Source organism: Microbacterium sp. ZW T2_14, from assembly GCF_044987405.1.
Lineage (GTDB): Bacteria > Actinomycetota > Actinomycetes > Actinomycetales > Microbacteriaceae > Microbacterium.
Genome location: NZ_JBJDRK010000039.1, coordinates 1 through 19,908, shown reverse-complemented (window position 1 = coordinate 19,908; position 19,908 = coordinate 1). Strand labels below are relative to the sequence as shown.

Here is a 19,908-nt window from a genome sequence, read left to right as displayed (position 1 = left end):
GAAAGCTCGTGACCACCGACACGGGAACCGACCGCGTCAAGCGCGGCCTCGCCGAGATGCTCAAGGGCGGCGTCATCATGGACGTCGTCACCGTCGACCAGGCGAAGATCGCCGAGGACGCCGGCGCCGTCGCCGTCATGGCCCTCGAGCGCGTGCCGGCCGACATCCGCGCACAGGGCGGCGTCTCGCGCATGAGCGACCCCGACATGATCGATGGGATCATCGAGGCGGTCTCGATCCCCGTCATGGCCAAGGCCCGCATCGGGCACTTCGTCGAGGCGCAGGTCCTGCAGGAGCTGGGCGTCGACTACATCGACGAGTCCGAGGTGCTCTCGCCCGCCGACTACGTCAACCACATCGACAAGTGGAACTTCACCGTGCCGTTCGTCTGCGGTGCCACCAACCTGGGCGAGGCGCTGCGGCGCATCAACGAGGGCGCCGCGATGATCCGATCGAAGGGCGAGGCGGGCACCGGCGACGTGTCGGAGGCGACCAAGCACATCCGCAAGATCACGAGCGAGATCAACGTCCTGCGCTCGATGTCGAAGGACGAGCTGTACGTCGCCGCCAAGGAGCTGCAGGCGCCCTACGACCTGGTTGCGGAGATCGCCGAGACCGGCAAGCTGCCGGTCGTGCTGTTCGTCGCGGGCGGCGTCGCCACGCCGGCCGACGCCGCGATGATGATGCAGATGGGAGCCGACGGCGTCTTCGTCGGCTCGGGCATCTTCAAGTCGGGCAACCCCGCCCAGCGCGCCGCCGCCATCGTGAAGGCCACGACCTTCTACGACGACGCCAAGGTCATCGCCGAGGTCTCGCGCGGGCTCGGCGAGGCGATGGTGGGCATCAACGTGTCCGACCTCCCTGCTCCGCACCGGCTCGCCGAGCGCGGCTGGTGAGCACAGCGGCTCCGCGGGTCGGCGTCCTCGCGCTGCAGGGCGATGTCCGTGAGCACGTGCGCGTGCTCACGGACCTCGGCGCCGAGGTGACGGCGGTGCGCCGCCCGGCGGAGCTCGCCGCGATCGACGGGCTCGTGCTCCCCGGCGGCGAGTCGAGCGTCATCGACAAGCTCTCGCGCGCGTTCGGGATGCGGGAGCCGGTGCGCGACGCGATCGCGGCCGGCATGCCGGTGTACGGCACGTGCGCCGGCCTCATCCTGCTCGCCGACCGCATCACCGACGGCATCGCGGGTCAGCAGACCTTCGGCGGCCTGGACGTCACGGTGCGCCGGAACGCCTTCGGCAGCCAGGTGGACTCGTTCGAGGTCGACCTCGATGTGCCCGCCCTCGGAGAACCGCCCGTCCACGCGGTGTTCATCCGAGCCCCCCTGGTCGAGGAGACCGGCGACGGCGTCGAGCGCCTCGCCGTGCTCGAGGACGGGCGGATCGTCGCGGTGCGCCAGGGCGCTCTCCTCGGCACCTCCTTCCATCCCGAGATGACAGGGGAGCACCGCTTCCACGCGCTCTTCCTCGACATGGTGCGCGACCGCGGTCGGTGAGCGTGCCAGGGCGACCCGGCGGGGTAGATTCTGACTCATGACGATCAACGACTGGTGGCGCGAGCACCCCGAGGAGCGCTACTGGATGATCGCCCCGTCCCGCGGCGTGGTCGGGGACGCGCTGTCGGCCCCGAAGTCCGCCGAGGAGCGACGGTTCGAGTGGTCGCACGAGCTGGTCGGATTCACCGAGCCGGGTGACACCCTCTTCGTCTGGGACCGGACCCTCCCCATCCCCGGTATCGCCGCCTGGGGGCGTGTGCTGGGCCCGCTCGGCGAGGAGACCCGCGCCCGTCGCGGCGACGAGCTGCCGCACTGGCGGATGCCGATCAGCGACACGCTGCGCCTGGCATCGCCGATCACGCTGCCGAGCCTCCGACGGGTCGGAGGCGAGATCGTGGCCGTGCGAGACCGCGTGGAGCAGCTGACCGAGGGGCCGGTCTACTTCCCCTTCATCGGCTCCGCCGACACCCTGGCACCCGCGCCGGCCTATCTCACGAAGGTGCCGCGGGATCTCGTCGCGCTGCTGTCCTCACGGTTCGGCTTCGAGTTCGCGCTCTAGGAGCCCGCTCCGCGCCGCACATCGTGAACCAGATGTGTCGCGGGGAATAGAATTGTTCGTCGGCGGTGCTCGTGCGCCAGGGTGCGGACCGACGCGACCCGCCGACGAGCGTGAATACAGGAGGACCATGTCCGGGCATTCCAAGTGGGCAACGACCAAGCACAAGAAGGCGGTCATCGACTCCCGCCGTGCGAAGTCGTGGGCCAAGCTCATCAAGAACATCGAGGTGGCGGCCAAGCTGGGCGGCCCCGATCTCCAGGGCAACCCGACCCTGTTCGACGCGGTGCTGAAGGCGAAGAAGACCTCGGTCCCGAAGGACAACATCGACCGTGCCATCAAGCGCGGCGCGGGCATCGGCGGCGAGTCGGTCGAGTACTCCTCCATCACGTACGAGGGCTACGGTCCCAACGGCGTCGCGCTGATGATCGAGTGTCTGACCGACAACAAGAACCGCGCCGCGGCCGAGGTGCGCACGGCTCTCACCCGCAACGGCGGCACGCTGGCCGACCCGGGCAGCGTCGCGTACAACTTCACCCGCAAGGGCGTCATCGTCGTGGGCGGTGAGACCACCACCGAGGACGACGTCATGCTGGCCGTGCTCGAGGCCGGCGCCGAAGAGATCGAGCCGCACGCACAGGGCTTCGAGGTCATCACCGAGGCATCCGACCTGGTGACGGTCCGCACGGCCCTGCAGGAGGCAGGCATCGACTACGAGTCGGCCGACGTGGAGTTCGTCCCCAACCTCAAGGTCGAGGTCGACGCCGACACCGCCCGCAAGGTCTTCCGCCTCATCGACGCGCTCGAAGACAGCGACGACGTCCAGAACGTCTATAGCAACTTCGACCTCACCGCCGAGGTCCAGGCCGAGCTCGAGAACGACGACGAGTGAGTCTCGGATGCCGCGGCCAGGCGCGCCTGGCCGCGGCTTCCGTCCTCCTCGCCTAGCGTGGGGGAGTGCCATCCGGAACCTCACGCGGTCTTCTGCGCGTCCTGGGGATCGACCCTGGTCTGACGCGCTGCGGCGTGGGCGTCGTCGACGTCGCCCCGGACCGTTCCGCGACCCTCGTGCACGTGGGCGTGGTGCGGTCCGATCCCGGCTCCCCGATCGAGGAGCGCCTGGCGCTGATCGCCGCAGGGCTCCGCGCCGTCCTCGATGCGCACGAGCCTGATGTGGTCGCGGTGGAGCGCGTGTTCGCGCAGCACAACCGCACCAGCGTGATGGGCACCGCCCAGGCGAGCGGCATCGCCCTGCTCGTCGCGGGGGAGCGCGGCATCGCCGCCGCCACGCACACGCCGTCCGAGGTGAAGGCCGCGATCACCGGCTACGGCAATGCCGACAAGCGGCAGGTGCAGACCATGGTCGCCCGCGTGCTGCGGCTGGCGGAGCTGCCGCAGCCGGCCGACGCCGCGGACGCCCTCGCGCTGGCGCTCTGCCACGCGTGGCGTGGGGCGCCTGCCACCGGCGCCGCTTCCGGACCGCTGACTCCCGCGCAGCGGGCGTGGGCCGACGCGGAGCGCCTCTCGCGCCGGTGAGCCGCACGGCGACGGCACTGCGGGGCGGCTGCGTGTCGCTCGAACAAACGTCCGAACCGCATCGTAGGCTCGAGCCATGATCTCCTCAGTCCGCGGCACCGCCGTGCACGTCGATGCGGATGCGGTCGTGGTCGAGGTCGGGGGCGTCGGCCTCCACGTGGCCGTGACGCCCCAGGTCGCGCGCAGCACCCACCTCGGGGACGTCCTGACCCTTCACACCTCACTCATCGTCCGCGAGGACGCACTGTCGCTGTTCGGGTTCGAGACGCGCGAAGAGCTGACGGTGTTCGGTCTGCTGCTGGGCGTGACCGGCGTCGGTCCGAAGTCCGCGCTGGGGGTGCTCGCCACGCTGACCGTGCCGCAGATCGCCGACGCCGTGGCGGCCGACGACGATGCGCCGTTCCGCCGCGTCTCGGGCATCGGCCCCAAGACCGCCAAGCTCATCGTGCTGCAGCTCGCGGGCAAGATCGCGGTGACGCGGACCGCCACGACGGGTGGGACGGATGCCGCGACCGCCGCGGCGATCCCCGCACAGGTCGTCCAGGCGCTGGTCGGACTCGGCTGGTCCGAGCGTGTCGCGATCGAGGCCGTCGACGCCGTCGCGGCGGACGCCCCGGACCCCGATCGATCGTCGGTGCCGGCGCTGCTGCGCCGCACTCTCGCCGCATTGGGGCCCGCACGGAAGGAGCCCGTGAGTGGTTGACGTGCGCGAAGCCGGCGAGCCCGTCGACGAGACCGAGCTCGCCATCGAGGGTGCGCTGCGGCCCTCCTCGCTGGCCGAGTTCGTCGGACAGCAGAAGGTGCGCGGCCAGATGCAGCTGCTGCTCGATGCGGCGCGCATCCAGCAGCGTCCGGCCGATCACATCCTCCTCTCGGGCCCCCCGGGGCTCGGAAAGACGACGCTCGCGATGATCGTCGCGTACGAGAGCGGCCGCCCACTGCGTCTGTCGAGCGGTCCGGCCATCCAGCACGCGGGCGATCTCGCCGCGCTGCTGTCGAGCCTCACGCCGGGCGAGGTGCTCTTCATCGACGAGGTGCACCGCATGGCGCGCTCCGCGGAGGAGATGCTGTACCTCGCGATGGAGGACTTCCGCATCGACATCATGGTCGGCAAGGGCGCCGGAGCGACGAGCATCCCGCTGGATCTCGCCCCGTTCACGCTCGTCGGCGCGACGACGAGGTCGGGACTCCTCCCCAATCCGCTGCGCGACCGCTTCGGCTTCACGGCCCACCTCGAGTACTACGAGCCCGAAGAGCTCGAGCGGGTCATCGAGCGGTCCGCGGCGATGATCGGCGTCACCCTGCCCCCGGCCGCGCGCGCCGAGATCGCGCGACGCTCGCGCGGCACGCCCCGCATCGCGAATCGCCTCCTGCGCCGGGTGCGCGACTACCTCGTGGTGCACGGCCGGACCGGTGCCGACATCGCCGCGGTGGACGCCGCCCTGGACCTCTACGACGTGGACCGTATCGGGCTGGACCGGCTCGACCGGGCCGTGCTCGACGCGCTGGTGCGCCGTTTCCGCGGCGGGCCGGTGGGCCTCGGGACGCTGTCGGTCGCCGTCGGGGAGGAGGCCGACACGATCGAGTCCGTCGTCGAGCCGTACCTCGTCCGCATCGGCTTCATGGGACGCACCCCCCGCGGGCGGATCGCGATGCCCGAGGCGTACGCCCACATGGGGGTGCCGGCCGCCGACTCGGTGCTGGGATTCGATGACCTATAATCGCTGGAGGCTCTCGCCCACCCCCGCCTGCAAGGCATCGCCGCCCTCGGCGGCTGCCTCCTCCGAAAGGTGCTTCCAGCTCCCATGGACTTCGCTACGTTCCTGAGCAACTACGGCCTCATCATCCTGCTGGTCGTGCTCCTCGTCTTCATGTTCTGGAGCTCCCGCCGCCGCATGCAGAAGCAGAAGGCGGAGCAGGAGCAGAAGGCGCGCCAGACGGTCCCGGGCTCCGAGGTGCTGCTGCAGGGCGGTCTCTACGGCACGATCGTCTCGTACGACGCCGAGAACCTCGACCAGCCGGCCATCGTCGAGCTCGCGCCCGGCGTGCAGATCAAGGTGCACAGCCAGGCGATCCTGCGCGTGGTGACCCCCGAGGTCGGCACGGTCACGGAGGACGAGTACCTCGCCGCCGAGGAGAGCCACGCCGAGTACGCCGAAGGCGTCGCGAACGGCGACATCACTTCGATCAGCGATGACCAGACCGCCGCCGCCGGCAAGGACAAGATCGATCCCGACGCCGAGCCCGGCACCAAGTCGCAGAGCTGAAGCACGTCCGTTCGCCCGTTCGGGCTCTCAAGAAAGCAAAGACGTGGCGACATCCACTCCCGTCCGGCATGCATGGCGCGCGCTGACCGGACTTCTCGCGATCACCGCGATCCTGTTCGGCATCAACGCGCTCGGCGTGTACGTGTTCGGCCAGAGCTCCTGGACGCCCGCGCTGGCGCTCGACCTGCAGGGCGGCACGCAGATCGTGCTCGAGGCGCAGACCGAGGACGGCGCCGACCCGACTCCTGAGCAGATGCAGCAGGCCGTCACGATCATCCGTCAGCGCGTCGACGCCTCCGGTGTCGGCGAGGCCGAGGTGACGACGCAGGCGGGCAACCAGATCGTCGTCCAGATCCCCGGCCAGGCCGACGAGGAGACCCGCAACCGCATCGAGGCGTCCGCGCAGCTTCAGCTGCGGGCGGTGCTCTACGCCGGCGAGCCGGCGAACACGTTCGTGGGCGACGACGGCAACGCCACGCCGTACCCGACTCCCGACCCCTCGCTCCAGGCGACGCCGACGACCTCGCCGACCAACGGCAGCGACACGGCGTGGATCACGCCGGCTCTGCAGGCGCAGTTCGCGGCCTACGACTGCGCGGACCCGGCGAACGACCCCGCGAACGCCCCGGCGGACCAGCCGCTGATCACGTGCGACGCCGACGGCACCGTCAAGTACATCCTCGGCCCGGTCGAGCTCGACGGCTCGTCGATCGACGACGCGACCTTCGGCCTGCAGCAGACCAACAACCAGTGGGCGGTCAACCTCTCGTTCGACGCCGACGGCACGCAGACGTTCGGCGAGATCAGCCAGCGCCTGTACGGTGCGCAGGCGCCGCTCAACCAGTTCGCGTTCGTGCTCGACGGCTACGTCCTCTCCGCGCCGTCGATGAACGGCGTGATCCTCGACGGCAAGCCGAGCATCACCGGCAGCTTCACGCAGGAGAGCGCGAAGGTGCTCGCCGACCAGCTGAAGTACGGCGCGCTGCCGCTGAGCTTCACGGTCGAGAGCTCCAACTCGATCTCCGCGACCCTCGGATCCCAGCAGCTCCAGATCGGCCTCATCGCCGGTCTGATCGGTCTGCTCCTCGTCGCGATCTACTCGCTGATCGTGTACCGGGCGCTGGGCTTCATCATCATCGCGTCGCTGGCGGTGATGGCGGTGCTGACGTACGTCACGCTGTGCATCCTCGCCTGGCGCATGGGCTTCCGGCTGTCGCTCGCCGGTGTCGCGGGTCTGATCGTCACGATCGGCTTCACCGCGGACTCATTCATCGTGTACTTCGAACGCATCCGAGACGAGCTGCGTGATGGCAAGTCCATCACCGCGGCCGTCGAGGACGGCTGGGGTCGCGCCAAGAGGACGATCTACATCTCGAAGTCGATCAACATCCTCGCCGCGGTCGTGCTGTACATCCTGGCCGACTCGACGGTGAAGGGCTTCGCGTTCACGCTCGGCCTGACGACCGCGATCGACGTCCTGATCTTCATCCTGTTCACGCACCCCGTGCTGCAGCTGCTGGCACGCACGCGTTTCTTCGGGTCGGGGCATCCGCTGTCCGGGCTCGACCCGACGGCGCTCGGAGCGGTGTACCGCGGCCGCGCCCAGTTCCGGGAACCCGTGCTCGCCACCGGCGCCGCGGGTCGACGCAACGCCAAGTCGCGCGCCGAAGCCGTCCGCCGCCAGACGATCGCCGAGCGGAAGCAGGCCGAACTGGCCGCCGCCGACAACGCGAAACCCGGCACGACCGTCAAGGAGGGAGACGACTGATGCGCTCCATGAGCCAGCTCGGCAACGACCTCTATACCGGCAAGACCTCTTTCCCCTTCGTGGGGCGGCGTCGGCTGTGGTTCCTCATCGCCGCCATCCTCGTCGTCGGCTCGGCCCTCGTGCCGCTGTTCCGTCCCATCCAGTTCTCGATCGAGTTCACCGGCGGATCCCAGTTCACGGTGAGCGGCGTGGCATCGCCCGTCGACCAGTCGCTCGCGACCGATGCCGTCATCGGCGTCGTCCCCGATGCGACGACGAAGGTCGTCACGATCGGTGACGACGCGGTGCGGGTCCAGACGGATCAGGTGACGGATGCCGAGAGCCGCGAGATCTCGGCGGCCCTCGCCGAGGCCTACGACGTGCCCGAGAGCGAAGTCAGCTACGCGTTCATCGGCCCGAGCTGGGGGGCCGACGTCACCCGTCAGTCGCTCTGGGGTCTGGCGATCTTCCTCGCCCTGACGTTCATCATCCTGGCGCTGTACTTCCGCACCTGGAAGATGTCGGTCTCGGCCATCATCGGCCTGGTCGACGTGCTGGTCATCACGATCGGCGTGTACGCGCTGTTCGGCTTCGAGATCTCGCCGGCCGCCGTGATCGGCTTCCTGACGATCCTCTCGTATGCGCTGTACGACACGACGGTGGTGTTCGACAAGATCAGGGAGAACACCAGCGAGGACGGCGAGGTCTCCGGACGCACGTTCGGCGAGTCCGTGAACCTCGCGGTCAACCAGACGCTCGTGCGCTCGATCAACACGACGATCGTGGCGATCCTGCCCACCGGGGCGATCCTGTTCATCGGCCTCATCTGGGCGGGTGCGCAGACCCTCACCGACCTGTCGCTGTCGATCTTCGTGGGCACGATCGTGGCCGCGTACTCGACGATCTTCGTCGCCGCGCCGCTGTACTCGCTGCTGCGTGAGAACGAGCCGGCCATCAGGACCCGCGACACGCGTGTCGTGGCCGCACGTGAGCTGGCGGGCACGCCGGCCTGAGCCCTCGCCGCCCGGGCGTAGGATTGGGAGGTCTGGCGGAGGGGAGGGGATCGCATGACCGAGACCGTTCCCCCCGCCCAGTCCTCGTCGCTGCGGCGTCTGGTGCCGCGGATCTTCTCGCGTTCGGCGCGACGGGACGACGTCCAGCAGCTGCTGCGGACGGTGCGCACGCACCACCCCAAGGGCGATCTGTCGATCGTCGAACGCGCGTACTCGGTCGCCGAGAACGCCCACTCCGGGCAGGCGCGCCAGAGCGGCGAGCCGTACATCACCCACCCCCTCGCCGTGGCTCAGATCCTCGCGGATCTGGGACTCGGTCCGCGCGCGATCGCGGCGGCTCTCCTTCACGACACTGTGGAGGACACGGACTACTCGCTCGAGATGCTGACGAGCGAGTTCGGCGACGAGGTCGCGATGCTCGTCGACGGCGTCACGAAGCTCGACAAGGTCAAGTACGGCGAGAGCGCTCAGGCCGAGACCGTCCGCAAGATGATCGTCGCGATGTCGCGCGACATCCGCGTCCTCCTCATCAAACTGGCCGACAGACTGCACAATGCCCGCACGTGGGGCTTCGTGCCGCCCGAGAAGGCCCGCAAGAAGGCGACCGAGACACTCGAGATCTATGCGCCGCTGGCGCACCGGCTCGGTATCCAGGCCATCAAGTCCGAACTCGAGGACCTCTCGTTCGCGGTGCTGCATCCGAAGCTCTACGCCGAGATCGACAGCCTGGTCAAGCAGCGCACCCCTCAGCGCGAGCAGTACGTGCAGAACGTCATCGACGCGGTGGACAGCGACCTCCGCGAGCTGCGCATCCGCGGCCGCGTGATGGGCCGTCCCAAGCAGCTGTACTCGGTCTACCAGAAGATGGTCGTCCGCGGCCGCGAGTTCGACGACATCTACGACCTCATCGGCATCCGCGTGCTCGTCGGCAGCGTGCGCGACTGCTACGCCGTCCTCGGCGCGATCCACGCCCGCTGGACGCCGCTCCCGGGGCGCTTCAAGGACTACATCGCGACGCCGAAGTTCAATCTCTACCAGTCCCTGCATACGACGGTCATCGGCCCCGGCGGCCGCACCGTCGAGATCCAGATCCGCACGCACGAGATGCACCAGCAGGCGGAGTACGGCGTCGCGGCCCACTGGAAGTACAAAGAGCAGATGAACGGCGCCAAGCCGGACTCCAAGTCGCTCGACACCGACATGGCCTGGCTCGCCCACATCTCCGACTGGCAGGCCGAGACGGCCGACCCCGGCGAGTTCCTCGATTCGCTGCGCTTCGAGATCGGTGCGAAGGAGGTCTACGTCTTCACGCCGAAGGGCCGCGTGATCGGGCTTCCGGCGGGGGCGACCCCGGTCGACTTCGCGTACGCGGTCCACACCGAGGTGGGCCACCGCACCATGGGCGCGAAGGTCAACGGGCGACTCGTGCCGCTGGAGTCCGAGCTCAAGAGCGGCGACGTCGTCGAGGTCTTCACCTCGAAGAACCCCGACGCCGGTCCGAGCCAGGACTGGCTGGGCTTCGTGCGGAGCACCCGTGCGCGCAACAAGATCCGCGGCTGGTTCACGAAGGAGCGCCGCGAGGAGGCCATCGAGCAGGGCAAGGAGTCCATCGCCCGCGCGATGCGCCGCCAGAACCTGCCGCTGCAGCGCCTCATGAGCCAGGACTCGTTCACCGAGGTGGCGCACCTGCTGCGCTACGAAGACGTCTCGGCACTGTACGCCGCCGTCGGCGAAGGCCATGTCTCGACGCAGTCGGTCATCGAGAAGGTCACCGCGCTGGTCGCGGCCAACGACACCACCACCGGTCCGATCGACCTGCCCGTCGTGGGACGCACCCGCGCGCCGCGGGGCGGCGACTCGGGCGTCCTGGTGCGCGGTGCACCCGACATCCTCGTCAAGCTCGCGAAGTGCTGCACGCCCGTGCCCGGTGACGAAGTCGTCGGCTTCGTGACCCGCGGCAGCGGAGTCTCGGTGCACCGCACCGACTGCACGAACGTCGCCGCGCTGATGGCGGACCCCCAGCGCATCATCGAGGTCGAGTGGGCGCCGACGACCAAGAGTGTGTTCCTCGTGCAGATCCAGGTCGAGGCGCTCGACCGCTCGGGCCTGCTGAGCGATGTGACCCGTGTTCTCAGCGAGCACCACGTCAACATCCTCTCGGCGACGGTCTCGACCTCGAACGATCGGCTGGCGCTGAGCCGCTTCGTGTTCGAGATGGGCGACATCGTCCACCTCGATCGTGTGCTCAACGCCGTGCGGCGCATCGACGCCGTCTACGACGTGTACCGCGTCACCTCGTCCTGAGGCGCGGCGACGATCGTGCGCAAGCACGCCAGCGCCACCCGCTTGTGGGGGAGGACGCCTGCCTCCAGCCGCGCGATCGCGCGGGTCGCGGCATCCGGATCCGCGCCGGCCAGCAGGCGCGCGGCACGCGCGTGATCGTCGTCGCCCACCCGGGCGAGGTCGGCGAGGGTGCGTTCGGGGCTGGTGACCAGCACCCCTCCGAGCAGCTGCAGGTCTTCGCCGGCAACAGCGAGGTCGCGGTAGACCAGCTGACGGTGCGGAACGACGTGAAGGCGGCGCGCCACCGCGCGCTGCACCGTGTGGCGCGCCGGCGGCACCGGCAGGCCGCCGTGGATCCACGCCGCCGACAGATGCGTCGCTGCCAGTGTGTCCCCGAGCGTGCGCGCCAGCGAACCGGCACGCAGCGCCGGAGTCTCGACCGCATCGGCGGGCATGTAGGCGTCGCCGAGCGAGACGAGATGCCCGTCGAGGCAGGCCGCAGTCAGCTCGGCGCTCGAGAGCCGCTCATCGGCGAAGTAGAGGAAGGGTGATCCCACGTCCGCAGTCTGCCGCACCGCGCGAGGACGACGGATGCCGCGCACGGCGCCCTGTGGACAACCCCGCTGACGGGCCCGCGGCGACGGGCCCGTGGCGACGGGTCAGCCGCCGAGCGCCTTCAGCCAGGTCCGGCGCGCCTCGAGCGCGTCAGTGGCGTCGGCGATCGCCCGCTTGTCGCCCGACTTCTTGGCGGCCTCGAGTTCGTCCTCGAGCTTGCGGATGGCATCCGTCAGCTGACGCGTCATGTCGTTCGCGCGCGCCTTCTGGGCGGGATCGTTGCGCTTCCAGTCGGCTTCCTCGCGAGAGCGCAGCGCGTTCTCGATGCGACGCAGGTCGTCGTCCAGCGCACGCTCCGTGTCACGCGGGAAGATCCGGCCTACCTCGTCCCAGCGCCGTTGCACGCCGGTCAGAATGGCACGGGCCTTGGCGATGTCGCGTTCGTCCGGGACGACCTTCGCTTCGTCCAGCAGTGCGCGCTTGAGCTCGATCTTCTCGCGGGAGGCTTCGAGGTCTGCCGTCTCGCGCTCGATCCGCGCGCCGTACAGGGCGTCACCGGCGGCCTTGAACCGGGCCCACAGCGCGTCGTCGACCTTCTTGCCGGCCCGACCGGCCGTCTTCCATTCGTCGAGCAGGTCGCGGTAGGCCGGGATGCCGTCCTCACCCTTGGGCGCGAGCGCCTCGGCCCGCTCGACCAGGCGCGTCTTGCGATCGCGAACGCCCTTGTGCGCCTCGTCCAGCTCGGCGTAGAAGGCGCGGCGGTGCTTGTCGACGATCGCTCGCGCGTCGCGGAATCGCTTCCAGAGCTGCTGGGCGGTCGACTTCGGCAGCCGCGGGCCGTTCTGCTGCTGCGACTGCCACTCCTCGAACAGCGTGTTGAGCTCGGAGGTCGCCTGCTTCCACTGCACCGTGCGCGGGTCGCGGGCGGCCAGGGCCTCGGCCTTCTCGACCAGCTCGGTCCGCGCCTTGACAGCGTCGTCGACGGCTTCGCGGGCGGCCACGGCCTCGGTCTCGGACTCGGCGGCGAGCGTGCTCGTCAACGCGTCGACACGGGCGACGAGGCCGGCGAGGTCGCCGACGGCCGCCGCATCCTGAAGCTTGCCGTTGATCGTGCGCGCGGTCGAGCGCAGGTCGGCGACCGATGCGCCGCCGCGGCGGTGGCGCACCTCGAGAAGCGTCACTTCGCTCGCCAGGTCGGCGTACTTGCGCTCGAAGTACGCGAGGGCCTCCTCGGGGGAGCCGTCCGGGTACTGTCCGACCACGCGCCATCCGCCGGCCTCGCGGACCGAGACGGTGCCGTCCTCGTCGACACGGCCCCACGGCTCACCCGACGACGGAGCGGGTTCGGAGACGGCGGGCTTCGCCGCCGCCGGCTTGGGCACCGGGCGCGGTCGCGGCACTGCCGGGGACGGTGCGGCGGGCGTGGGCACGGGCCGGGTCGATGCCGGTGCCTCCGCGGTCTCCGCGGCCGCCTCCTCGGCGGACTCCGCAGCTTCAGCGTCTGCAGGCTCCGCGGCGTCAGCCGCGGCGGGCTCCCCGGTCTCGGCGTCCGCAGGCTCCGCAGCTGCAGCGTCGGCAGGCTCCGCAGTCTCAGCCTCCGCGGGCTCCGCGGCCTCGGCAGGCTCCGCGGCCTCGGCAGGCTCCGCGGCCTCGGCAGGCTCCGCAGCATCGGCCTCCGCGACGTCGTCGTCCGATCCCTCGTCGATGCCGGCCTCAGCGGCGGTCTCGGTCAGAGACTCGGCCTCGGGTTCGAGCTCGGATTCGCCCTGGGCCTCACCGCCGGCGTCGGCCGAGGTCTCGGCATCCTCCACGGCATCCGCTGTGGGCGAGACGTCGTCGACGGCCGAAGTCTCGGTCTCGTCGGTCGCGGTGTTCTCGGCGTCGGTCTCGGGCTGGAAATCTGCTGCGGCAGTCACGGGAATGCACCTCATCGCGGCTTGCGCCGTCTGTAGGGAGTAGGACGGCTCACAGCCTAGTACGGCGGGTGCCGTGTCTCCGATGTCGTTGCGGCCGGACCGCGTGACGTCAGGGCGTCGGCGTGGGAGTCGCGCCCGGTTCCGGCGTCGCGGTCGACGACGGGGTCGGGCCCGGCACCGTGGAGGTCGGGGTGGGCGTCGAGGAGGGAGACGGCACGGGGGCGCCGGGACCGGCGACGAAGTACGCGGTCTGCGCGCCGATGAGGCCCAGGATCAGCAGACCGCCGACGATGCCCGCGATGAGGTTGTCACGCGTGCGACGGCGCTCCTGGCCATCGTGGAACTGGCGTCGCGCTTCGTACAGACGTGTGCGCTCCCGCGCAGCCCGCGTGTCGCGGTCTTTGCCACCGGTCGCCACGTGACCTCCTCGTTCGGTACGCCCGCAGGCTCACCCGGGCGGCTTGATCCTACGGTGCCGCGCGGCGGCGACCAAAACACCGGCCGATCCGGTGTCGTGAGCGCGGGATAGCCTGGTGAGGTGACGAGTCCGACCGCGCTCTTCCAGGGGCTGACCCCCCTGGCTGTGCGCATGCGTCCGACGTCGCTCGATCAGGTCGCAGGGCAGTCGCACCTGCTCCGCGCGGGCTCGCCGCTCGTGACGCTGGCCAATCCGGATGCCGCAGCCCGCGCGGCGACATCGGTGATCCTGTGGGGTCCGCCTGGTACCGGCAAGACCACGCTCGCGCAGGCCATCGCGCGCTCCTCCGGCCGGCGCTTCGTCGAGCTCTCGGCCGTCACGGCAGGCGTGCGCGACGTGCGCGAGGTCATGCAGGAGGCGCTCACTCAGCGCGACCTGTACGGGCAGTCCACGATCCTGTTCCTCGACGAGATCCACCGCTTCACGAAGGCCCAGCAGGATGCCCTGCTTCCCGGTGTCGAGAACGGCTGGGTGGTGCTCATCGCCGCGACCACCGAGAACCCGTCGTTCTCGATCATCTCGCCGCTGCTGTCGCGTTCGCTGCTGCTCACGCTCAAGCCGCTGACCGACGACGACCTCCGCATGCTCCTCGATCGCGCGGTCGCCGATCCGCGAGGCCTCTCGGGCGCCGTGGCGCTCAGCGACGAGGCCCGCGACGCCCTGGTGCGCCTTGCCTCGGGCGACGCCCGCCGGGCGCTGACCGCCCTCGAAGCCGCGGCGTCGCTGGCGGTGCCCGAGGAGGCTGACGGCGACGAAGACCAGGACGAGGACGAGGATGCCGTCGACGGCGTGCCCGTGATCTCGCCCGAGCACGTCGCCCAGGCCGTCGACCGGGCGCTCCTGCGGTACGACCGTCAGGGCGACGAGCACTACGACGTCATCAGCGCCTTCATCAAGTCCATCCGCGGCTCGGACGTCGATGCGGCGATCCACTATCTGGCGCGCATGATCGAGGCGGGGGAGGACCCCCGCTTCATCGCCCGGCGCCTCATCATCTCGGCCGCCGAGGACATCGGTCTCGCCGACCCCCATGCCCTGCCGATGGCCGTGGCCGCGGCCGATGCGGTGCAGTTCATCGGGATGCCGGAGGGCCGCATCCCGCTCGCCGAGGCGACCGTCTATCTGGCGACGACGGCGAAGTCCAACGCGGCCTACCTGGCCATCAACGCCGCGATCGCCGATGTGCGCTCGGGCGGCTTCGGCCGCGTGCCGGTGCACCTGCGGGATGCGCACTACCCGGGTGCGAAGCGCCTCGGTCACGGCAAGGGGTACGTGTATCCGCACGACGCCGAGATCGGCATCGCCGCGCAGCAGTACCTGCCCGACGAGCTCGTGGGCCGCCGGTATTACGAGCCGAAGGCACTCGGTGCGGAGCGCGATGTGCAGGCGCGCCTCGAGAAGATCCGCCGGATCCTCGACGGCGAACGATGACGACGACCCTGTCATGAGGGGCATCCCGCGGATCTGGTAAGGTTGAGGGGCTCGAAACGCAGTTTTCGGGCATCCCCTCTCTTCTTGACCGACCTTCCGGCATGCCCCGGCGTGCAGTCCGGACAGGGCGAAGACAGGGCGATACGTCCGCGAGCCGTGAAAGACACGGCAGCGTCATCGAAAGGAACACTTCGTGGCAACGAAGTCCCAGGACCGCCGCAAGGTCCGCCTCTCCCGCGCCCTCGGCGTCGCGCTGACCCCCAAGGCAGCCAAGTACCTCGAGAAGCGCCCCTACGCGCCGGGTGAGCACGGCCGCACCAAGCGCAAGCAGGACAGCGACTACGCCGTCCGCCTCCGCGAGAAGCAGCGTCTGCGCGAGCAGTACGGCATCCGCGAGAAGCAGATGCGCAACACGTTCAACGAGGCCCGCCGCACCCAGGGCCTGACGGGTGAGAACCTCGTCGAGCTCCTCGAGATGCGTCTCGACGCGCTCGTGCTGCGCGCCGGCTTCGCCCGCACCACCGCGCAGGCCCGCCAGCTCGTCGTGCACCGCCACATCCTCGTGGACGGCCAGCTCGTCGACCGCCCGTCGTTCCGCGTGAAGCCGGGTCAGCTCATCCACGTCAAGGCCAAGAGCGAGGGCATCGAGCCCTTCCAGGTCGCAGCGCTCGGCGGTCACGCCGAGGTCCTGCCGCCCGTTCCCGGCTACCTCGAGGTCGAGCTCGACAAGCTCCAGGCCCGTCTCGTGCGTCGCCCCAAGCGTGCCGAGGTCCCCGTGGTCTGCGAAGTCCAGCTCGTCGTCGAGTACTACGCGGCGCGCTAAGCGTTTCGTCTGGCTTCGTTCGCTCGACGACCGAAGCAGAAGGGCGCCGGGGTTCATCCCCGGCGCCCTTCGTCGTCGCCGGACGGCGCATCCGCATCGGCATCACGACGATCGTTTCGGCATACGATGGGGGGATGCCGCGCCCCGGCGGCCCGCGAGGAAGTGATGACATGAAGAACCTCCTGTGGTTCGTGTTCGGCATCGCCGGCGGATTCGTGCTCGCGCACCTGGTCGACAAGGACCCGCGCGGCCACGAGATCCTCGCCGACGTCGATGCCCGCATCACGGAGTTCACCGACCGCATGGGCGACGCCTACCGCGAGCAGGAAGCGCGGTTCTCGGGCCTGGTCGACGACGTGCGGGATGCTGCCGCCGACGCCGTGGGCTCAGCCCGGACCGCGGCGTCCGATGTCGTCGACAACGCGGCAGGCGCCGTCCAGGGCGCCGCCGACAAGCTCACCGACTGATCCGTCACCCCCTCCCCGGCGTCCGGGCCTCGGCACCGGTCGCCGGATACCCCCCCCCCCGACACGCACGCATTCGCACGCACACGCAAGGACCCGAATGAAGACCGCCGAGATCGCACAGCGCTTCCTCGATTACTTCGAGAAGAACGGCCACACCATCGTCCCCTCGGCATCGCTGGTGACCGACGACCCGGCCCTGCTGTTCACGGTGGCCGGCATGGTGCCGTTCATCCCGTACCTCTCGGGCGACGTGCCCGCGCCGTACGCGCGCGCGGCGGACAACCAGAAGTGCATCCGCACCAACGACATCGAAGAGGTCGGCAAGACGCCGCGTCACGGCACCTTCTTCCAGATGCTGGGCAACTGGTCGTTCGGCGACTACTTCAAGGAAGGCGCGATCCGCTACGCCTGGGATCTGCTGACGAGCCCCGAGGCCGACGGCGGGCTCGGCTTCGACGAGAAGGACCTGTGGGTCACCGTCTACGAGGAGGACGACGAGGCGCACGATCTCTGGCTGAAGCTCACGGACCTGCCCGAGGAGCGCATCCAGCGCCTCGGCAAGGACACGAACTACTGGAGCACCGGCCTGCCGGGACCCGCCGGTCCCTGCTCCGAGATCTTCTTCGACCGTGGTCCGGAGTACGGCATCGACGGCGGTCCCGCTACCGACGACGACCGCTATGTCGAGATCTGGAACCTCGTGTTCATGCAGTACGAGATCACCAACGTGCGTTCGAAGTACGACTTCGACATCGTCGGGGAGCTGCCGAACAAGAACATCGACACCGGCATGGGCCTGGAGCGCATCGCGTTCATCAAGCAGGGCGTCGACAACATGTACGAGACCGACCAGGTGCGGCCGGTGCTCGACAAGGCGGTCGAGCTGTCCGGTCGCACGTACGGCGCGAACCATGACGACGACGTCCGGTTCCGCGTGGTGGCCGACCATGTCCGCTCGTCGCTGATGCTGATGTCCGACGGCGTCACGCCGGCGAACGACGGCCGCGGCTACATCCTGCGCCGCCTGATGCGCCGCGTGATCCGCTCCATGCGCCTGCTGGGCGTCGACGGGCCGACGTTCGGCGTGCTGTTCGAGGCATCCCGCGACGCCATGAAGGACGCCTATCCGGTCGTCGAGACCGACTGGGCGCGCATCTCGCAGTACGCGCTGGCCGAAGAGGCGACGTTCCTCCGCACGCTCGCAGCAGGGGAGTCGCTCCTCGACGAGTCCCTCGCCGAGACGAAGGCGACCGGCGGCACCACGCTCACCGGGTCCGAGGCGTTCCTGCTGCACGACACGTACGGCTTCCCGATCGACCTGACGCTCGAGATCGCCGAGGAGGCCGGCCTCAGCGTCGACCGTGCGGCGTTCGACGGCCTCATGCAGGAGCAGCGCGCCCGCGCCAAGGCGGATGCCCGTGCCCGCAAGCGCCAGCTCGCCGACACCAGCGTGTACCGCGACCTGCGGGCGCAGGGCGAGACCGTCTTCACGGGCTACACCGACCTCGAGGCGGAGTCGCAGGTGCTCGGCATCCTCGTCGACGGTGTCTCTGTCGACCGTGCGAGCGTCGGTCAGATCGCCGAGGTGATCCTGGCCGAGACCGCGCTGTACGCCGAGTCCGGCGGCCAGGTCGCCGACAAGGGCGTCATCGTCGGCCCCGGCTACGAGCTCGAGGTGCTCGACGTGCAGAAGCCGGTTGCGGGGCTCATCAGCCACACCGTCGAGGTGTCGACCGGCGAGGTCGGCGTGGGTCAGCCCGCGACGACGGTGGTGGATGCCGCGAACCGCCGTGCGGCGCGCCAGGCCCACTCCGCGACCCACCTCGTGCATGCGGCGCTCCGCGACACGCTGGGCAAGACCGCGACGCAGGCGGGTTCGCTGAACCGGGCGGGTTACATGCGCTTCGACTTCTCGTGGGGTCAGGCGCTGTCCGACGCCACGAAGACCGAGATCGAGGAGATCGCCAACAACGCCGTGCGCGACAACCTCGAGGTCACCACGCGGGTGCTGCCGCTCGACGAGGCGAAGTCGCTCGGTGCGATGGCGCTGTTCGGCGAGAAGTACGGCGACACGGTGCGCATGGTCGACATCGGCGGCCCGTGGTCGCGCGAGCTCTGCGCGGGCACGCACGTCTCCACCAGCGCCGAGATCGGGCTCATCAGCCTGCTCGGCGAGTCGTCGGTCGGCGCCGCCAACCGACGGGTCGAGGCGCTCGTCGGCCTCGATGCGTTCCGCTCGCTGGCGGCCGAGCGCGCCATCGTGTCGCAGCTCACGACGTCGCTGAAGGCGCCACGCGACCAGCTGCCCGCGCGCATCGCGGAGCTCCAGGCCAACCTCAAGGCCGCGGAGAAGAAGATCGCCGCATTCGAGTCCAAGGCGCTCGGCGACCGGCTGCCCGCACTGGCAGCCACCGCGACCCGGGTGGGCGAGACGCTCGTCGTCGCCGAGCCCCTCGGCACGGCGGCCTCCGCCGACGACGTGCGCTCGCTCGCGCTGCAGGTGCGCGAGCGTCTCGGCTCGGACGCCGCCGTCGTCGCGCTGGGCGCGGTCGTCAACGACCGGCCGGTCGTCATCGTCACCACCAACGAGGCGGCCCGCACCGCGGGAGCCAAGGCGGGCGTGCTCGCGAAGGGCGCGGCCGGCGTCCTCGGCGGCGGCGGCGGCGGACGCGACGACGTGGCACAGGGCGGTGGGACGGATGCCGCGGCCCTGCCCGCGGCGCTGACCGCCGTGAAGGACGCACTCGGCGCGTGAACGGCGGGCGCCGGTGAGCGGGTTCAGACGGGGCAGACGCCTCGGCATCGACGTCGGCAAGGCGCGGGTGGGTGTCGCGACGTGCGATCCCGATGGTCTGCTGGCGACGCCGGTCGAGACGGTGCCACGCAACGACGCCTCGGTGGCGCGGATCACCGCCCTCGCCGAGGAGTACTCGGCCGTCGAACTGCTCGTGGGCCTGCCGATGAATCTCCGGGGTGAGGACACCGCCTCCACGCAGGACGCGCGTGACTTCGCGGCCGCGCTGGCGGCGGCATCCGCTCTTCCCGTACGCCTCGTCGACGAGCGCCTCTCGACCGTCTCCGCACACGCGGCACTGCGCAGTTCGGGCAGATCCCAGCGATCTTCGCGTAGCATCGTTGACCAGGTCGCCGCGGTCGTCCTGCTCCAGCAAGCGCTCGACGTCGAGAAGAGCACCGGACGACCCCCCGGAACCCCCGTCCCCCAGGAGCCCGCCTGATGCCCGACTCATCGCCTGACGGCGACGCCGTACCCTCGTCGCGCCGCGCGGCGCGACGAGGGTACGGCGTCGCCGTCAGGCGATGAGTCGGGCATCAGGCGGGCT

19 protein-coding genes are annotated in these 19,908 nt (G+C 70.1%); 16 read left to right on the top strand and 3 right to left on the bottom strand.

All coding sequences use genetic code 11. The annotated features are described in order from the left end of the window. The first annotated feature begins 8 nt into the window (after positions 1-8). The 11 genes from pdxS (at position 9) to ACI3KY_RS13645 (ending at position 10,918) form a co-directional block, all read left to right on the top strand. Positions 9-896 (top strand): pyridoxal 5'-phosphate synthase lyase subunit PdxS, encoded by an 888-nt coding sequence (gene pdxS, locus ACI3KY_RS13695; RefSeq protein WP_194415407.1) that lies wholly within the window; start codon positions 9-11, stop codon positions 894-896. Then, entirely contained in the window at positions 890-1,495 is a 606-nt protein-coding gene (gene pdxT, locus ACI3KY_RS13690; protein ID WP_404930740.1) for a pyridoxal 5'-phosphate synthase glutaminase subunit PdxT, read from the top strand. The genes pdxS and pdxT overlap by 7 nt, the downstream gene beginning before the upstream one ends. A 37-nt stretch (positions 1,496-1,532) precedes the next feature. Next, a complete protein-coding gene (locus tag ACI3KY_RS13685) occupies positions 1,533-2,054 on the top strand; it encodes a hypothetical protein (protein WP_404930712.1) in 522 nt (173 codons plus the stop codon). A gap of 127 nt (positions 2,055-2,181) precedes the next feature. Continuing rightward, a complete protein-coding gene (locus ACI3KY_RS13680; RefSeq protein WP_404930711.1) occupies positions 2,182-2,943 on the top strand; it encodes a YebC/PmpR family DNA-binding transcriptional regulator in 762 nt (253 codons plus the stop codon). A gap of 65 nt (positions 2,944-3,008) precedes the next feature. Next, positions 3,009-3,587, top strand: a complete 579-nt coding sequence (gene ruvC / locus ACI3KY_RS13675; protein WP_404930710.1) for a crossover junction endodeoxyribonuclease RuvC — start codon at positions 3,009-3,011, stop codon at positions 3,585-3,587. Between the two features lie 76 nt (positions 3,588-3,663). Then, positions 3,664-4,290 carry a Holliday junction branch migration protein RuvA gene (gene ruvA, locus ACI3KY_RS13670; RefSeq protein WP_404930709.1) on the top strand — a complete coding sequence of 209 codons (627 nt, stop codon included), beginning with the start codon at positions 3,664-3,666 and terminating at the stop codon, positions 4,288-4,290. Further along, positions 4,283-5,308, top strand: coding sequence for a Holliday junction branch migration DNA helicase RuvB (gene ruvB / locus ACI3KY_RS13665; RefSeq protein ID WP_194415412.1), 1,026 nt, complete (start codon positions 4,283-4,285; stop codon positions 5,306-5,308). Before ruvA ends, ruvB begins: the two co-directional genes overlap by 8 nt. A gap of 84 nt (positions 5,309-5,392) precedes the next feature. Then, positions 5,393-5,854: a preprotein translocase subunit YajC gene (gene yajC, locus ACI3KY_RS13660; protein ID WP_404930708.1), complete on the top strand. Its 462-nt coding sequence runs from the start codon at positions 5,393-5,395 to the stop codon at positions 5,852-5,854. Positions 5,855-5,897: 43 nt separating this feature from the next. Beyond that, positions 5,898-7,622 (top strand): protein translocase subunit SecD, encoded by a 1,725-nt coding sequence (gene secD / locus ACI3KY_RS13655; protein WP_404930707.1) that lies wholly within the window; start codon positions 5,898-5,900, stop codon positions 7,620-7,622. Continuing rightward, complete coding sequence (gene secF, locus ACI3KY_RS13650; RefSeq protein WP_194415415.1) at positions 7,622-8,614, top strand: protein translocase subunit SecF; 993 nt, start codon at positions 7,622-7,624, stop codon at positions 8,612-8,614. The genes secD and secF overlap by 1 nt, the downstream gene beginning before the upstream one ends. Positions 8,615-8,668: 54 nt before the next feature. Beyond that, entirely contained in the window at positions 8,669-10,918 is a 2,250-nt protein-coding gene (locus ACI3KY_RS13645; RefSeq protein WP_404930706.1) for a RelA/SpoT family protein, read from the top strand. Here the strand turns inward: ACI3KY_RS13645 and ACI3KY_RS13640 are convergent. The 3 genes from ACI3KY_RS13640 to ACI3KY_RS13630 form a co-directional block, all read right to left on the bottom strand. Further along, positions 10,888-11,454 (bottom strand): hypothetical protein, encoded by a 567-nt coding sequence (locus ACI3KY_RS13640; RefSeq protein ID WP_404930705.1) that lies wholly within the window; start codon positions 11,452-11,454, stop codon positions 10,888-10,890. The genes ACI3KY_RS13645 and ACI3KY_RS13640 overlap by 31 nt on opposite strands. A gap of 102 nt (positions 11,455-11,556) precedes the next feature. Continuing rightward, positions 11,557-12,834, bottom strand: coding sequence for a DUF349 domain-containing protein (locus tag ACI3KY_RS13635; protein WP_404930739.1), 1,278 nt, complete (start codon positions 12,832-12,834; stop codon positions 11,557-11,559). Positions 12,835-13,477: 643 nt separating this feature from the next. Beyond that, on the bottom strand, positions 13,478-13,786 hold the full coding sequence (locus ACI3KY_RS13630; RefSeq protein WP_404930704.1) for a dioxygenase: 309 nt from the start codon (positions 13,784-13,786) through the stop codon (positions 13,478-13,480). 171 nt (positions 13,787-13,957) lie between these two features. On the opposite strand from ACI3KY_RS13630, the gene ACI3KY_RS13625 reads away from it, so the two are divergent. The 5 genes from ACI3KY_RS13625 to ruvX all read left to right on the top strand — a co-directional run bounded on the left by ACI3KY_RS13625 (position 13,958) and on the right by ruvX (position 19,803). Beyond that, complete coding sequence (locus ACI3KY_RS13625) at positions 13,958-15,277, top strand: replication-associated recombination protein A (protein WP_404930738.1); 1,320 nt, start codon at positions 13,958-13,960, stop codon at positions 15,275-15,277. Between the two features lie 193 nt (positions 15,278-15,470). After that, positions 15,471-16,100 (top strand): 30S ribosomal protein S4, encoded by a 630-nt coding sequence (gene rpsD / locus ACI3KY_RS13620; protein WP_194415420.1) that lies wholly within the window; start codon positions 15,471-15,473, stop codon positions 16,098-16,100. 170 nt (positions 16,101-16,270) lie between these two features. Next, positions 16,271-16,567 (top strand): ATPase, encoded by a 297-nt coding sequence (locus ACI3KY_RS13615; protein WP_404930703.1) that lies wholly within the window; start codon positions 16,271-16,273, stop codon positions 16,565-16,567. 97 nt (positions 16,568-16,664) lie between these two features. Beyond that, positions 16,665-19,322: an alanine--tRNA ligase gene (gene alaS, locus ACI3KY_RS13610; protein WP_404930702.1), complete on the top strand. Its 2,658-nt coding sequence runs from the start codon at positions 16,665-16,667 to the stop codon at positions 19,320-19,322. Between the two features lie 13 nt (positions 19,323-19,335). Beyond that, positions 19,336-19,803: a Holliday junction resolvase RuvX gene (gene ruvX, locus ACI3KY_RS13605; protein WP_404930701.1), complete on the top strand. Its 468-nt coding sequence runs from the start codon at positions 19,336-19,338 to the stop codon at positions 19,801-19,803. The last annotated feature ends 105 nt before the right edge of the window (positions 19,804-19,908 follow it).